This is a genomic window from Miltoncostaea oceani (genome assembly GCF_018141545.1).
In the GTDB taxonomy this organism is placed as follows: domain Bacteria; phylum Actinomycetota; class Thermoleophilia; order Miltoncostaeales; family Miltoncostaeaceae; genus Miltoncostaea; species Miltoncostaea oceani.
In genome coordinates, this window is the sequence record NZ_CP064356.1 from 34,231 (window position 1) to 48,866 (window position 14,636).

The 14,636-nt window shown below is 73.7% G+C and carries 13 protein-coding genes; 3 read left to right on the plus strand and 10 right to left on the minus strand.

The genetic code is table 11. From position 1 onward, the window contains the following. The first annotated feature begins 2 nt into the window (after positions 1-2). Positions 3-1,772, plus strand: coding sequence for a DNA polymerase/3'-5' exonuclease PolX (gene polX, locus IU369_RS00160; RefSeq protein ID WP_217922538.1), 1,770 nt, complete (start codon positions 3-5; stop codon positions 1,770-1,772). Here polX and otsB read toward each other — a convergent pair. Further along, on the minus strand, positions 1,763-2,569 hold the full coding sequence (gene otsB, locus IU369_RS00165; protein ID WP_217922539.1) for a trehalose-phosphatase: 807 nt from the start codon (positions 2,567-2,569) through the stop codon (positions 1,763-1,765). The genes polX and otsB overlap by 10 nt on opposite strands. 79 nt (positions 2,570-2,648) lie before the next feature. Between otsB and IU369_RS23150 the strand changes: the two genes are divergently transcribed. Both IU369_RS23150 and IU369_RS00175 read left to right on the plus strand, forming a co-directional pair. Continuing rightward, positions 2,649-2,960, plus strand: a complete 312-nt coding sequence (locus IU369_RS23150) for a TSUP family transporter (RefSeq protein ID WP_246551572.1) — start codon at positions 2,649-2,651, stop codon at positions 2,958-2,960. Continuing rightward, positions 2,957-3,337, plus strand: coding sequence for a sulfite exporter TauE/SafE family protein (locus IU369_RS00175; RefSeq protein WP_217922540.1), 381 nt, complete (start codon positions 2,957-2,959; stop codon positions 3,335-3,337). The genes IU369_RS23150 and IU369_RS00175 overlap by 4 nt, the downstream gene beginning before the upstream one ends. A gap of 428 nt (positions 3,338-3,765) precedes the next feature. Here the strand turns inward: IU369_RS00175 and IU369_RS00180 are convergent, their stop codons facing one another. Genes IU369_RS00180 through nuoF form a run of 9 tightly spaced genes read right to left on the minus strand, consistent with a single transcriptional unit; the run spans position 3,766 to position 14,636 of the window. Then, a complete protein-coding gene (locus IU369_RS00180) occupies positions 3,766-5,217 on the minus strand; it encodes an NADH-quinone oxidoreductase subunit N (protein WP_217922541.1) in 1,452 nt (483 codons plus the stop codon). Beyond that, a complete protein-coding gene (locus tag IU369_RS00185; RefSeq protein WP_217922542.1) occupies positions 5,214-6,797 on the minus strand; it encodes a complex I subunit 4 family protein in 1,584 nt (527 codons plus the stop codon). The genes IU369_RS00180 and IU369_RS00185 overlap by 4 nt, the downstream gene beginning before the upstream one ends. Positions 6,798-6,805: 8 nt before the next feature. Beyond that, positions 6,806-8,710, minus strand: coding sequence for an NADH-quinone oxidoreductase subunit L (gene nuoL, locus IU369_RS00190; RefSeq protein WP_217922543.1), 1,905 nt, complete (start codon positions 8,708-8,710; stop codon positions 6,806-6,808). 13 nt (positions 8,711-8,723) lie between these two features. Then, positions 8,724-9,047, minus strand: a complete 324-nt coding sequence (nuoK, locus tag IU369_RS00195; RefSeq protein ID WP_217922544.1) for an NADH-quinone oxidoreductase subunit NuoK — start codon at positions 9,045-9,047, stop codon at positions 8,724-8,726. Further along, on the minus strand, positions 9,044-9,568 hold the full coding sequence (locus IU369_RS00200; protein ID WP_217922545.1) for an NADH-quinone oxidoreductase subunit J family protein: 525 nt from the start codon (positions 9,566-9,568) through the stop codon (positions 9,044-9,046). The genes nuoK and IU369_RS00200 overlap by 4 nt, the downstream gene beginning before the upstream one ends. A gap of 18 nt (positions 9,569-9,586) precedes the next feature. Further along, positions 9,587-10,042 (minus strand): NADH-quinone oxidoreductase subunit NuoI, encoded by a 456-nt coding sequence (gene nuoI / locus IU369_RS00205; RefSeq protein ID WP_217922546.1) that lies wholly within the window; start codon positions 10,040-10,042, stop codon positions 9,587-9,589. Between the two features lie 10 nt (positions 10,043-10,052). After that, complete coding sequence (gene nuoH, locus IU369_RS00210; RefSeq protein ID WP_217922547.1) at positions 10,053-11,045, minus strand: NADH-quinone oxidoreductase subunit NuoH; 993 nt, start codon at positions 11,043-11,045, stop codon at positions 10,053-10,055. Further along, positions 11,045-13,339, minus strand: coding sequence for a 2Fe-2S iron-sulfur cluster-binding protein (locus tag IU369_RS00215; RefSeq protein ID WP_217922548.1), 2,295 nt, complete (start codon positions 13,337-13,339; stop codon positions 11,045-11,047). Before IU369_RS00215 ends, nuoH begins: the two co-directional genes overlap by 1 nt. Next, entirely contained in the window at positions 13,332-14,636 is a 1,305-nt protein-coding gene (gene nuoF, locus IU369_RS00220) for an NADH-quinone oxidoreductase subunit NuoF (protein WP_217922549.1), read from the minus strand. Before nuoF ends, IU369_RS00215 begins: the two co-directional genes overlap by 8 nt.

Consider the following 14,636-nt stretch of genomic DNA (forward strand, 5'->3'; position numbering starts at 1 on the left):
TCGTGGCCGGTGACCTGCCGACGAACGCGGAGATCGCCGACCGGCTGACCCTCCTCGGCGACCTCCTGGAGCTGGAGGGCGCCGTCCGCCACCGGGTGCTCGCCTACCGGCGCGGCGCGGCGCGGGTGCGCTCCACCCCCGTCTCGGTCGCCGCGATGGCGCTCGAGGGGCGCGCCGTCGAGCTCCCCGACATCGGGTCGACGCTGCAGGCGAAGATCGTCGAGCTGGCCGAGACGGGGGACATCTCGGCGCTCGCGAAGGCGCGGTCCCGGGTGCCGGAGGGGCTCGCGGCGGTCGCGTCGCTGGAGGGGATGGGTCCGAAGCGGGCGATGGCCCTCTGGCAGGCGATCGGCGTCTCCTCCCTCGACGAGCTGGCCGCCGCCGTCGCGGCGGGGCGGCTGTCGGAGGTCGCCGGGTTCGGCCCCGCCACGCGCGACAAGCTCGTCGAGCAGCTCGCCCGGCGTGCCGAGGGCGACGCCGGGGACGACCGCGTCCCCCTCGGCCAGGCCCTGCCCCTCGCGGAGGACATCGCCGCCGACCTGCGGGCCGCCGTCCCCGGCTCCCGCGTCGAGATCGCCGGCAGCCTCCGCCGCGGCCGCGAGTCGGCCCACGACATCGACATCGTCGCCGCCGCGGAGCGCCCCGCCGACCTGCTCGCGGCGCTCGAGGCCCACCCGGCGGTGCAGCGGGTGCTGTCGGGGGGCGACGCCGGCCGGTCGGTGCTCACCCACGCCGGCCCGCGGGTCGAGCTGCTCGTCACCTCACCCGGCGCGTTCGGCAACCTCCTGCAGCACGCCACCGGGTCGAAGGCCCACAACATCCGGCTGCGCGAGCTCGCGGTGCGCCGCGGTCTGTCGGTGTCCCAGCACGGGATCGCCGGTCCCGAGGGCACCGCGACCCACGCCGACGAGGACGGCGTCTACGCCGCCCTCGGGCTCCACCCGATCCCGCCGGAGCTGCGGGAGGACGACGGGGAGATCGAACGGGCCCAGGCGGGCCCCCTCCCGGCGCTCGTCACCCGCGGGGACCTGCGCGGCGACCTGCACACCCACACGACGTGGAGCGACGGCACCGAGAGCATCGCCACCATGGTCGAGGCGGCCCGTGCCCGCGGCTACGCGTACTACGCGATCAGCGACCACTCGCAGAGCCTCGCGATGGCGGGCGGCCTCGACCCCGACCGGGTCCGCCGCCAGTGGGACGAGATCCGCGAGATCGACGCCCGCCACGACGACATCACCGTCCTCCGCGCCACCGAGGTCGACATCCTCGCCGACGGCCGCATCGACTTCGACGACGAGCTGCTCGCCGGCTTCGACTGGGTGACGGCGAGCATGCACTCCGCCCTCACGCAGGACGCCGCGCGGATCACGGAGCGGGTGCTCCGCGCGGTTGAGAGCCCGTACGTCGACGTCATCGGGCACCCGACGGGGCGGATGCTCGGCCGGCGCGGCCACGCCGCCGTCGACATCGACCGGCTCGTCGCGGCGGCCGCCCGGACGGGGACCCTCCTCGAGGTGAACGCCCAGCCCCGCCGCCTCGACCTGGACGCCGCGATGGCGCGCCGCGCCCTGCAGGCCGGCGTGCGCCTCACGATCGGCTCCGACGCCCACTCGATCGCGGCGCTCGACTACATCCGCTTCGGCGTGCTCGTCGCCCGCCGGGCCGGGGCGCGGCCCGGGGACGTCGCGACGACCTCACCCTGGCCGGAGCTGGCGGCCGCCCGCGCGGCGCGGATCGCCGCCGCCGGGGCCCCGTCCGCTCAGCCCTGAAGCAGGTGGCGCAGCACCCCGAGGGCCCCCGCGGGGCCGGGGACCTCGATGTCGGCGGCCTCGCGGACGGCGGGGGGCACCTCGCCGGCGGCGACGGCGATGCCGACCGCCACGTCCAGCGCGCCCTCGACGCGCAGGGCGCGCAGCGCACGCCAGGCGTCGGCGTCGGTGCGGTCGTCGCCGATGTAGAGCGCCGCGCGGGCCCCGGTGCCGCGCAGCAGCGCCCGGACGGCGGTGCCCTTGTCCACGGCGACCGGCGGACGTACCTCCAGCACCTCGCGCCCCGGCGTCGGGACGAGCCCCCGGTCGAGGGCCTCCGACGCGATCTGGGCCATCAGCAGACGGGCGGCCTCGGGGTCGCGTGCGCCGCGGGCGTGCACGCTCAGCGTCGCGCCCTTCGCCTCGAGCCGCAGGTCACCGGGCGCGAGCCGCTCGGGGGGCCAGGACGCGACGAACCGGGCGACGGCCGCCAGGTGCTCCTCGACCCCGTCGGCCAGCTCCGGTTCGCGTCCCACCCGGTGCAGCTCCATGCCGTGGTTGCCGGCGTAGGCGCAGCCGTCCATCGCCACGAGGCGCTCCAGGTCGGCGAGCCCGCGCCCGCTGACGAACGCGAGCAGCCGCGCCCGCTCCCGGAGGCCGGCGAGCGCCTGCGGCACGCCCTCGAGCAGGCGGGAGTCCTCGGGCCGGGGGACGATCGGGGCGAGGGTCCCGTCGACGTCGCAGAAGAGGGCCGCCTCGTCGAGCCGCTCGCGGAAGGGCGCGAGGACGGCCTCGAGGCCACGGTCGGAGGCGGTCACGGCGACCGACCCTAGCATCGCCCCGGCACCCCCCGGGGGCCGTCTGCTGCCGCTCGCGCTGATCGGCCTCGCCGCCGGCCTGTTCGCGTCCCTCTTCGGGGTGGGTGGCGGAATCGTGATGGTTCCGCTGCTCATCGGTCTCCTCGCGTACGACGCGCGGGTCGCCACGGCGACGTCGCTCGCGGCGATCATCTTCACCGCGACGGTCGGCGCGGCCACCCACGGCGTCCTCGGGAACGTCGACTGGGTGACCGCCGTCCTCGTCGGCGTGCCCGCCATGGCGGGCCTCAACGTCGGCCTGGCGATCAAGGAGCGCATCTCGACGCGGACGCTCACCTACGCGTTCGCGGCCCTCCTCGTCGCCGTCGCCGTCCGGATGCTGCTGCCGTGATCGTCGTCGAGGTCGCCCTCGTGATCCTGCTGGGCGTCGCCGCGGGCGCCGTGGCGGGCCTGTTCGGCGTCGGCGGCGGCGTGATCTTCGTCCCCACCCTGACCCTGGTGCTCGGCCTCGGGCAGCTCGAGGCGGAGGCGACGTCGCTGCTGGCGATCATCCCCGTCGCCGCGCTCGGGTCGTGGCGCCAGACGCGCGCCGGGACGGTGCGGTGGCGCGACGCCACCGTCATGGGCCTCGTGTCGGTGGGGACGGCCGTCGCGGGCGCCCTCATCGCCGACGCGGCGCCGGAGCGGGCGCTGCGGGCGGGGTTCGCCGTGCTGCTCGTGGCGACGGCGATCCAGCTGGTCCTGCGGGAGCGTCGCGCGGGGGGCTGAGGACCGCGCGACGCCCCCGCCGGGGACGTCGTCGTGATAAGTAGGGCACGTGCAGGCACGATCCGTCCTCCGCGCCGCGGCGCTCCTCGCCGCGACCGCCGCCGTCGCCCCGGGGTGTCCGCGACCGCGACCCCCGCGGACGTGGCCGCGCCGGCGGGATGCGTGGCCGCCCCCGCCCCGGCGCCGGCGTCACCCCACGGCGCGTGGGCGATGGGCCGCCCGAAGAAGCCGCGTCCACGCCCGCCGAGGCCGAAGCCGCCGCCACCGCCGCCGACGGAGCCGGTCCCCGCGCCCGAGCCCCCGGTGCCGGAGCCCGAGCCGGTCCCGTCGCCGCTCCCGCCGGCGCCGGAGCCCGCGCCTGCCCCCGTCCCCGCCCCGCTGCCCTCCGTCCCGGAGGCGGCGCCGGCCTGACGCCGGGTCCCCCGGGGCTAGGCGGCGAGCAGCGCCTCGGCCGCGCCCCGGCAGGCCTCGAGCACCGGTGAGGCGAGCAGGCTGAGGGCGATGACGGAGACGCCCGCGGTCACGGTCGCCAGGCCGACGGGGCCGGGGATCGCGAGCACCTTGCGCGGGCCGCCGTCGGGGCCCTCCGACCACGTCACCGCGATGACGCGGAGGTAGTAGCCGAGGCTCACCATGCTGCCGACCGCGCCGACGACGGCGAGCCACGTGAGGTCGGCCTCGACGGCCGAGCCGAACAGCAGGAACTTGCCGATGAACCCGGAGAGCGGCGGGAAGCCGGCGAGGGACAGCATCGCGACGGTCATGACCGCGCCGACGACCGGACGGGCCCGGCCGTAGCCGGCGAGGGCGGAGATGTCGTCGCCGTCCTCGACCTCGCGCTCGCGGATGATCACCACGGCGAAGGCCGCGAGGGTCATCGCCCCGTAGGCGAGGAGGTAGTAGAGGACCGCCTCCGCGCCGTCGATGCTGCCGGCGGCGACGCCGATCAGCAGGTAGCCGGCCTGGGCGATGCTCGAGTAGGCGAGCAGGCGCTTCATGTTGCTCTGCACGAGGGCGGCGACGTTGCCGATCACGATGCTCGCGACGGCGAGGACGGCGATCGCGACGGACCAGTCGGGCTGCAGGTCGGGCATGACGCCCGAGAACAGCCGCAGGAACGCGGCGAACGCCGCGGCCTTGACGGCCGTCGACATGAAGGCGGTGACGGTGGTCGGCGCGCCCTCGTAGACGTCGGGGGTCCACATGTGGAACGGGGCGGCGGAGGCCTTGAAGGCGAGGCCGCCGGCGATCAGCGCCATCGCGGCCACGACGAGCGGCTCGCCGGTGAACGACGTGCCCTCCAGCTGCTCCCCGATGGCGCTGAGGCTGGTCGTCCCCGTCGCCCCGTAGAGGAGGGCGAGGCCGTAGAGCAGGAACGACGCGCCGACGGCGCCGGCGATCAGGTACTTGAGCCCGCTCTCCAGCGACTTCTCGCGCCACACCTCGAGCGCGCAGAGGACGTAGAGGCTCACCGAGAGGATCTCGATGCCGAGGAAGATCGTGATGAGGTCGCCGGCGCCGGCGACGAGCATCATCCCGGCCGTCGAGACGAGGATCAGCGTCACGTACTCGCCGCGGCGGTCGACGGCGGCCGGCTCGCGCCACGCGAGCAGGATCGTCACGAGGGCCGCGGACAGGAACAGGATGTTGAGCAGCAGGCTGAACCGGTCGGCCCGCAGGCCGCCCCCGAAGGCCTCCTGGCGTCCGCCCCACAGCACCGCCGACATCACGATCGCCGCGACGATCCCGGCGATGCCGATGAGCGCCGGGCCGTGGCGGCGGGTCATCCGCCCGGGCAGCAGGCCCACCGTCATGGCGACCGTCGCGGTCCCCGCGGTGATCAGCAGGGGCGTCGCCGCGACGACGTTGAGGCTGCTCACGGCGTCGCCTCCGCGGCGGCGTCGGGCGTCTCGTCACCGGGGAGCGGCAGGGCGTCGGCCGGGGGGTTGGCCGGGGGCTGGAAGCGGATCTGGTCCTCCGGGCGGTCGGCGGCGATCTGGGCGGGGGCGAGGGCGCGCTCGACGCTCGGCGTGGTGGCGTCCACGATCCCCCGCGGCCACAGGGCGATGACGAGCATCACGGCGACGAGGGGCAGGATCACGGCGAGGTCCCGGGCCCGCAGCTCCGCGTCGGCGCCGCGGCCGCCGCGGACGGGGCCGTTCATGGTGCTCTGGTAGAGCCGCAGCATGTAGACGGCCGCGTAGGCGATGCCGAGGCAGGCGAGCACGGCCAGCCAGACGTGCTGGCGGAAGACGCCCGTCAGGATCAGGAACTCGCCCGCGAAGGAGTTGGAGCCGGGGATCGCGAGGGACGCCATCGTCACGATCAGGAAGATCCCGGTGAGCCGGGGGGCGCCGGCCGCGAGGCCGCCGATGCCGTCGATCCGGTCGTCGGGGGCGGCGCGGTTGATGACGGCGACGATCGCGAAGGCGGCGGCCACCACGACACCGTGGTTGACCATCTGCAGCACCGCGCCCTGGGAGGCCTGGACGTCGAGGGCGATGATCCCGAGGACGATGAAGCCGAGGTGGGCGAGGCTGGAGTACGCCACGAGCATCCGCATCGTCGGCGCCCGCCACGCGAGCAGCGAGCCATAGGCGATGCCGATGACGGCGAGCGCCCCGATCGGGACGGCGAGCCGGTCGGCGCCCTCGGGGAAGACGGGGACGCCGATGCGCAGGAAGCCGTAGACGCCGGCCTTGCTCATCACGGCGGCGAGCAGGCCGGTCACCAGGATCGGCGCGGCACGGTAGGCCACCGGCAGCCACGCGTGGAACGGCCAGAGGGGGAGCTTGATCGCGAAGGCGAGGGCGAAGCCGAGGAACAGCCAGGTGCTCTGGGTGTCCGTGAAGGTGACGCCCTCGAGGTCGCGGATGGTGAACGTGAACTGGCCGGTGATGTCGCGGGCCACGAAGGCCGTGGCCAGGATCGACACGAGCATCAGCAGGGAGCCGACCATCGTGTAGATCACGAACAGGTGGGTCGCCCGTCGCCGTCCCTCGCCGCCCCACATGGCGATGAGGAAGTAGAACGGGATCAGCATCGCCTCCCAGAAGACGTAGAACAGCACCAGGTGGCCGGCGGCGAAGAGGCCGAGGAGGCCGGTCTCGGCGAGCAGCAGCATCGCGAGGTAGCCGCGGGGCCGCTCGGGGAGTCGGGCGCAGGCGGCGCCGATCGCGATCGCGAAGATCACGGCGGTGAGGACGATCAGCCACAGCGAGATGCCGTCGACGCCGACGTCCCACGACAGGCCGGCCTGTGCGACCCAGCTCTGGTGGTCCACGTACTGGAGGTCGCCGCGGTCGCGGTCGAACAGGCCGACGAGGATCGCGACGAGCACCAGGGTGCCGCCGGCCGCGAGGATCGCGTGGATGCGGGCCTGGACGACGCCGCCGGGCCCGGCGGGCACGGCGAGCAGGGAGAGGGCCCCCAGCAGGGGCAGCAGGACGATGATCGACACCCACGGCATCAGCGGACCGCCAGTGCGAGGACGGCGCCGAGGATCGCGACGCCCGCGATCATCGCGAAGGCGTAGGCCCGGATCAGGCCGGTCTGCAGCACGGAGAGCCCGCGGGCCGACTGGATCAGGCCGGCGACGACGCCCTCCACCCCGCCTTGGACGCCGTAGCGCTCCACGCGGGTGGTGAGCACGTCACCGAGGTCGCGGCCGGGCTGCACCACGACGTCCTCGATGGCGTCGTCGAACCGGTACTGGTCCTGCAGCAGGGCGCGGACGCCGGGGACGGGGAGCAGGCGGGTGCGCCGGCCGGGGTCGGCGACGAAGACCCACCAGGCGAGGGCGATCGCGCCGAGCGCGAGCACCACGGAGACGACGCTGACGATGAGCTCCCCGGACGTGGTCGCCTCGATGCCGGGATCGGCGAAGAGGTCGGGCTCGAGCCAGTCGTCCACGAGGTGCCAGGCGCCCGGCACCTGCAGCAGGCCGGCGACGGAGGCGAGGCCCGCGAGGATCACGACCGGCGCGGACATGATCCACGACGGGTTGTGGGGGGCGTGCGGGTAGCCGCCCTCCGGCTCGGGGCCCCAGAACGCCCGGAAGAACAGGCGGAACATGTAGAAGGCGGTCATCCCGGCGGCGATCATCCCGACGATCGAGAGCACCACCCCGAGCGTCCCGGCCTCGAGGGCCTGCGCGAGGATCTCGTCCTTGCTGAAGAAGCCCGAGAACGGCGGGATGCCGGCGATCGAGAGGCAGCCGATCAGCACGACAACGTGGGTGAGGCGCAGGTGCCTCCGCAGGCCGCCCATGCGGTCGAGGCTCTGCTCGCCGGCGAGCGCGTGGATCGCGATGCCGACGCCGAGGAACAGCAGGGCCTTGAAGAAGGCGTGGGTCAGGAAGTGGAACATCGCCCCGCCGTACAGCCCGAGCCCCGCGGCCATGATCATGTAGCCGATCTGGGAGACCGTGCTCCACGCGAGGACGCGCTTGATGTCCTCCTGGACGAGCGCGATGGTCGCGGCCACGAAGAGGGTGACGGCGCCGGTGATCGCCACGAGGTCGCCCGCGTACGGCGCCAGCTCGTAGAGCACGTTGGTGCGGACGATCATGTAGACGCCGGCGGTGACCATCGTCGCGGCGTGGATGAGCGCGCTGACGGGCGTGGGGCCCTCCATGGCGTCGGGCAGCCAGGTGTGGAGGGGGATCTGGGCGCTCTTCGCGGCGGCGCCGACGAACAGCAGCACCGCGACGGCCTCCGCGACGCCGGAGCCCTGGCCGAGCCCCTCGGGCGCGGTGGCGAACACCTCGAGGTAGTCGAGGGTGCCGAGCTCGCGCACCAGCAGGAACGCGGCGAGGACCATCCCGATGTCGCCGACGACGTTGATCACGAACGCCTTCTTGGCGGCGGCGACGGCCGACGGGCGGTCGTGGTAGTAGCCGATCAGGAGGTACGAGGCGAGGCCGACGAGGCCCCAGCCGACGATCAGGAAGAAGAAGTTCGCGGCCTCGACGAGGAGCAGCATCGCGAAGAGGAAGAAGTTCATCTCCGCGAAGAAGCGCCGGTAGTCGCGGTCGTGCTCCATGTACTCGGTGGAGTAGAGGACGATCAGCGTGCCGACGCCGGTGATGACCAGCATCATCATCACCGAGAGGGGGTCGACGAGCAGCGCGAGGTCGATGTCGAGGCCGGCGGACCGGACCCACGTCCACAGCGTCGTGACCTCGCCGCGGTCCTCGGCGTCGCGGCCGAGCAGCGTCGCGAAGACGACGACGGTCAGGGCGAACGCGACGGCCGGCATGCCGACGCCGATGGCGCGGGTGATGCGGCGGTCGGGCTCCCCGGGCCACACCGACAGCACGATGCAGCCGAGCAGGGGCAGGCCGAGGACGATCCAGGCGAGTGCGGCGATCACGTGGGTGTGTCCCTCAGCCCTTCATCGTGGACATCTGGTCGACGTCGAGCGCCATGCGCTGGCGGAAGACGGCGACGACCAGCCCGAGGCCGATCACGACCTCGGCGGCGGCCACCACCATCACGAAGAGCGCGAAGACCTGGCCGTCCGTGTTGTCCCAGTACCGGCTGAAGCCGACGAGGGCGAGGTTGGCCGAGTTGAGCATCAGCTCCACGGCCAGGAGCAGCAGGAGGGGGTTGCGGCGGATCATCACGCCGAGCAGCCCCAGCAGGAAGAGGCCCCCGGAGACCGCGAGGTACGCGACGAGGGGAACGCCCTCGGGGTTGGCGGCGTTCATCGGCCGCCCTCCGAGCGCACGGCCCGCTTGGCGAGCATCACGGCGCCCATCGCCGCGACGAGCAGGGCGAGGGACGTCGCCTCGAAGGCGACGAGGTACGTGTCGATGAAGGAGCGCCCGATCGCCTCGGGGCTGCCGATGTCGCCGACGGGCGCGGGGTCGTCGTTGATCCCCGGGAGGTCGGTGGTGAGCAGCACGACGGTCCCCTGGACGGCCAGGGCGATCACCGCGAGCCACGCGAAGACGGCGTACCTGCCGAGGCGGTCGCCGATCTCGGCCACCGGCCTCTCCCCGAGGTACGCGATCACGAAGAGGAAGAGCACGACGATGGCGCCGGCGTAGACGATCACCTGGATCGCCGCGACGAAGGGCGCGAGCAGCAGCAGGAACAGCACCGCCACCGACAGGAGGGTGCCGATCAGCGCGACCGTCGCGCGGAAGGGGCCCTTCAGGGTGATCACGAGCGTGCCCGACGCGAGCGCCGAGGCGGCCGCGATCGTGAAGACGATGCGCTCACCCACGGTCGGCCACCCTACCCACTAGGGGATCTCCGAGCGGACGGGCACCGGCTTGGGGTGCGGCGCGAGGAGCATGTCCTTGGTGTAGAGCAGGTCGGTGCGCGTGCGCTCCGACATCTCGTACTCGTTCTCGAGCGTGATCGCGTCGAAGGGGCACGCGATCTCGCAGTAGCCGCAGAAGATGCAGCGGGCCATGTTGATCTCGTAGATGCGGGCGTACCGCTCACCCGACGAGACGCGGTGCTCCGGCGTGTTCTCCTCGGCGACGACGCGGATGCAGTCGGCGGGGCAGGCGGCGACGCAGAGGGAGCACCCGACGCACTTCTCGAGGCCGTTGTCGTGCGTCCACAGGCGGTGGCGGCCGCGGAACCGCGGGAAGACCGGCGTCTTCTTCTCGGGGTAGCCGATGGTCTCCGGCTTGCGGAGCATCTGGCGGAACGTGACCGCGAAGCCCTTGAGCTGGTCGTCGAGTCCCATCAGTTCCTCATCAGTTGGCGAATCCGAGGGCGACCACGATGGCGGTCACCACGAGGTTCAGCGTCGCGAGCGGCAGCAGGACCTTCCAGCCGAGCTTCATGAGGCGGTCGTACCGCAGGCGGGGCAGCGTCGCGCGCAGCCAGATGAACAGGAAGAGCATCGCCGCGATCTTGATCGCGAGCCACACCACGCCCGGCAGCCACGGGCCGGCGAAGCCGCCCAGGAAGAGCGTCGCGCCGAGCGCCGAGATGATGATCATGTTGATGTACTCGGCCAGGAAGAACATGGCGAACTTCAGGCCGCCGTACTCGGTGTGGTAGCCGGCGACGAGCTCGGACTCGGCCTCCGGCATGTCGAACGGGGCGCGGTTCGTCTCGGCGACGGCGGCGACCAGGAAGATCGCGAAGCCGAGCGGCTGCACGAGGACGTACCAGACGGCGTCGCGCTGGGCGTTGACGATGTCCACGAGCGAGAGGCTCTGGGCCATCATGATCACGCCGATGATCGACAGGCCCATGGCGACCTCGTACGAGACGAGCTGCGCCGCGGTGCGGGCCGCGCCGAGGAGGCTGTACTTGTTGCCGCTCGCCCACCCGCCGAGGATCAGGCCGTAGAAGCCGAGCCCGGAGAGGGCGAACAGGAAGAGGACGCCGATGTTGAGGTCGGCGCCGACGAGGGCGACGTCGTGCCCGAACACCTCGATCGGGTCGCCGAACGGGATCACGGCGACGGCCGCGACGGCGGCGAACACCGAGATCATCGGGGCGATCTGGAAGAGGAGCCGGTTGGCCCCGCGGGGGACGAAGTCCTCCTTGAAGATCAGCTTCACGACGTCGGCGAGCGGCTGCAGGTAGCCGATCGGGCCGGCGCGGTTCGGTCCGTACCGGGCCTGGAAGCGCCCGAGCAGCTTCCGCTCCCACAGCAGCGTGTACGCGAACGCCGTGATCAGGACGAAGACGACGATCGCGGCCTTGATCAGGACGACGAGGAAGGCCTCGTCCACTACGCGACCCCGATCTCGACGCGCACCGGGCCGCGGTCGGCCGGCATCAGGCGCTCGACCCCGGCCCCGGGCACGCCCGCGGCGACGAAGGCGGCGCCCGTGGGGTGGGCCGCGTCGAGGCGGACGGGCAGCACGCACTCGCCGTGGGGGGAGCGCAGGCGGGCCATCGCGCCGTCGGCCAGGCCGAGGCGCCGGCCCTCGTCCGGGTGGAGGGTGAGGTCGGCGCCGGTGCGGACGGCGGCGAGCGCCTCCGCCCGGTACGCCGCGACGTTGCCGAAGATCCGGACGGTGGGCACCAGCGGCAGGCCGGTGCCGGACGCCTCGCGGGGCCCGTTGTGGCCGTTCGGCGAGACGGCCGCGGCGGGGGCGGGCAGCGGGACGCCCGTGACGCCGAGGGCGTCGTGGCTGAGGCCCGCGAGCGCGGGGCGGGCGGACGCGGCGGCCGCGAACGCGTGCGCGGCGGTCCGGTAGGGCGGCGGCGCGCCGAGGCGGTGGGCGAGGGCGATCAGCAGCTCCCAGCCGGGGGCGGCGCCGTCGGGCGGCGTGGCGCCGGGGCGCAGGCGCTGCGCGCGGCCGTTCATCGAGACGAGGACGCCCTCGGTCTCGTAGTGCGTCGCCGCCGGCAGCACCACGGTCGCGGTGTCGGTGAGGGACGACGCGTAGGAGGCGAGCGCGACGCGGGTGCGCACCCGTCCGAGCGCCCAGCCCCAGTCGGCGCCGCCGGGGCCGTCGAGCGGGTCGGCGTGGATCGTGAGGAGGCAGTCGATCTCGCCGCGGCGGGCGGCGGCGAGCACCTCGCCGGCCCCGAGGCCGAGGGCCCGCAGGCCGGCGCCGTTGACGTCGGCGCCGAGCTCGATCTGGTCGGCGCCCAGGGAGGCGACGCGGCGGGCGAGCGCCCCCGCGGCGTCGGGCTCGGCGGCCAGGTCGGCCTCGTCCCACAGCACGACGACGCCCTCGGCCTCGGGGAGCTCCAGCTCCTCGATCGCGGCGCGCAGCGCGCCCGGCGCGGAGCGGACGGAGGTGCCGAGGCCCTCCAGGGCGTGGGGCCGGGGCCCGACGGTGACGATGGCGGTGCCGCGGCGGCGCGCCTTGCGGAGCCGCAGCTCGACGATCGGCTGCTGGTTGGCGGGGTCGCCGCCGACGAGCACGACCAGGCCGGCGCCGTCGATGTCGCCGAGCTGGGCGGACGGCATCGACCGCAGGGCCTCGAGGCCGTCGCCGGGGATGCCGAGGCGCTGCACGACGGCGCCCGCCAGGGCGCCCCCGGCGAGCTCCTGTGCCAGGAAGCCCTCCTCGACGGTGGCGGAGGGACCGACGAGGATCCCGACGCGCTCTGCACGGCCCAGCACGAGGGCGGCGGCGTCGACCGCGGCGTCGAGCGCGGTGGGGCGCACGCGATCCCCGTCGCGGATCAGGGGCTCGCGGAGGCGGTCGGGGGCGTCGTTGCCGGTGAAGGCGAACCGCGACAGGTCGGAGATCCAGCCCTCCTCGACCGCGTAGTTCGGGTCGGGGCGGCCCGTGACGCGGGCGACGCGGCCCTCGCGGGAGGTGAGCTCGACGTTGGCGCCGGTGGCGTCGTGACCGCACACCGACGGGGCGTTCTGGATGTCCCAGGGCCGGGCGACGAAGCGGTAGGGGATGCTCGTCAGCGCGCCGACCGGGCAGAGGTCGATGACGTTGCCGGTGAAGCGGCCCTCGTAGCTGTCTCCCGTGAACGTCGCGATCTCGGAGCCGGCGCCCCGGTCCTCCATGATCAGCGCCTTGTCCTCGGCGACGTCCTGGCTGAACCGCACGCACCGCCAGCATGAGATGCAGCGCTCGCGGTCGAGCGCGATCACCGACGACAGGTCGAGCGGCTTCGGGAAGTGGCGCTTCGGCTCGATGAACCGGGTGCGGGCCGGGCCGAACCGGAAGGTCCGGTCCTGCAGGGGGCACTCGCCGCCCTTGTCGCAGACGGGGCAGTCGAGCGGGTGGTTCTGCAGCAGGAACTCGAGGACGCCGTCCTGGCCGTCCCGCGCGAGCTCGGACTGCGTCCGCACGACCATGTCCGGCTGGACGGGGGTGGAGCAGGCGGTCTGCAGACCGCGCATCCCCTCGACCTCGACGAGGCACATGCGGCAGGCGCCGACCGGCGGGCCGAGGCGGGGCTCGTAGCAGAAGATCGGCACCTCGACGCCGTGCGCGTACGCGGCGTCGACCAGCATCGTCCCGGCGGGCGCGGTCACCCGGCGGCCGTTCAGCTCGAACTCGACCTGACCCTCGAGGGTGAGATCGACGGGCGCGTAGTCAGCCACCGACGGCCACCTCCATCATGGGCTCCGGCCGCGGATCGCCGCCGTTCTCGATGGCGTGCACGAACTCGTCGCGGAAGCGCCGGATGGCGCTGCGCACCGGCAGGATGCCGGTGTCGGCGAGGGCGCAGAGCACGCGGCCACCCATCCGGCCGGCGAGCGACTCGATCAGCTCGAGGTCCTCCATGCGGCCCTCGCCGTCCACGATCCGCTGCAGGATCCGCTCCAGCCAGAGCGTCCCCTCGCGGCACGGCGTGCACTTGCCGCACGACTCGTGGCGGTAGAACGAGGCGAGGCGCAGGGTGGAGCGCACGATGGAGCCGGAGTCGTCCATCACGATGCAGCCGGCCGACCCGAGGGAGCTGCCGGCCTCGGCGAGCGCCTCGTAGTCGAGCGGCGTGTCGAGGGCCTCCTCGCCGACGACGTTGACGCTCGACCCGCCGACCCACGCCGCCTTGAACTCGCGCCCGGGGCGCATGCCGCCGGCGATGTCGAAGACCAGCTCCCGGAGCGTCGTGTCGTGCAGGACGATCTCGTAGTTGCCCGGCTTCATGACGTGGCCCGAGATCGAGAACACCTTGGTGCCGGTGCTCTTCTCGGTGCCCATCGCGGCGTACCAGTCGGGGCCGTTCTCGATGATCGGCGGCAGCGCCGCCAGCGTCTCGACGTTGTTGATCAGCGTCGGCGACGCGTAGAGGCCGGCGACGGCCGGGAACGGCGGCTTCAGGCGCGGCTGGCCGCGCTTGCCCTCCAGGCTCTCCAGCAGGGCCGTCTCCTCGCCGCAGATGTAGGCGCCGGCGCCGCGGTAGAGGGTGATGTCGAAGTCGAACGCCGTCCCCATGAGGCCGGTGCCGAGCATCCCGGCGGCGCGCGCCTGGGCGATCGCGGAGTCGAGGACGCGGGCCTGGTGCTCGTACTCGCCGCGGATGTAGATGTAGCCGCGCACCGCGCCGATCGCGTACCCCGCGATCGTGATCCCCTCGAGCAGCTGGAAGGGGTTCGTCTCGATCAGCTCGCGGTCCTTGAAGGTCCCGGGCTCGCTCTCGTCGGCGTTGCACACGACGTAGGCGGGGAGGGGCGAGTCCTTCGGGATGAAGCTGGCCTTGCGGCCCATGGGGAAGCCGGCCCCGCCGCGGCCGCGCAGGCCGGAGCGGACGAAGGCGTAGACGGCCTCGTCGCGGTCCATCTCCGTCATGACCTTCCGCATGGCCTCGTAGCCACCCGCACGGCGGTAGTCGGACAGGTCCGTGAGGGGCCTGCCCGCCTCACGCTGGCGGTAGATGACGTTGCGCTGGGGCAT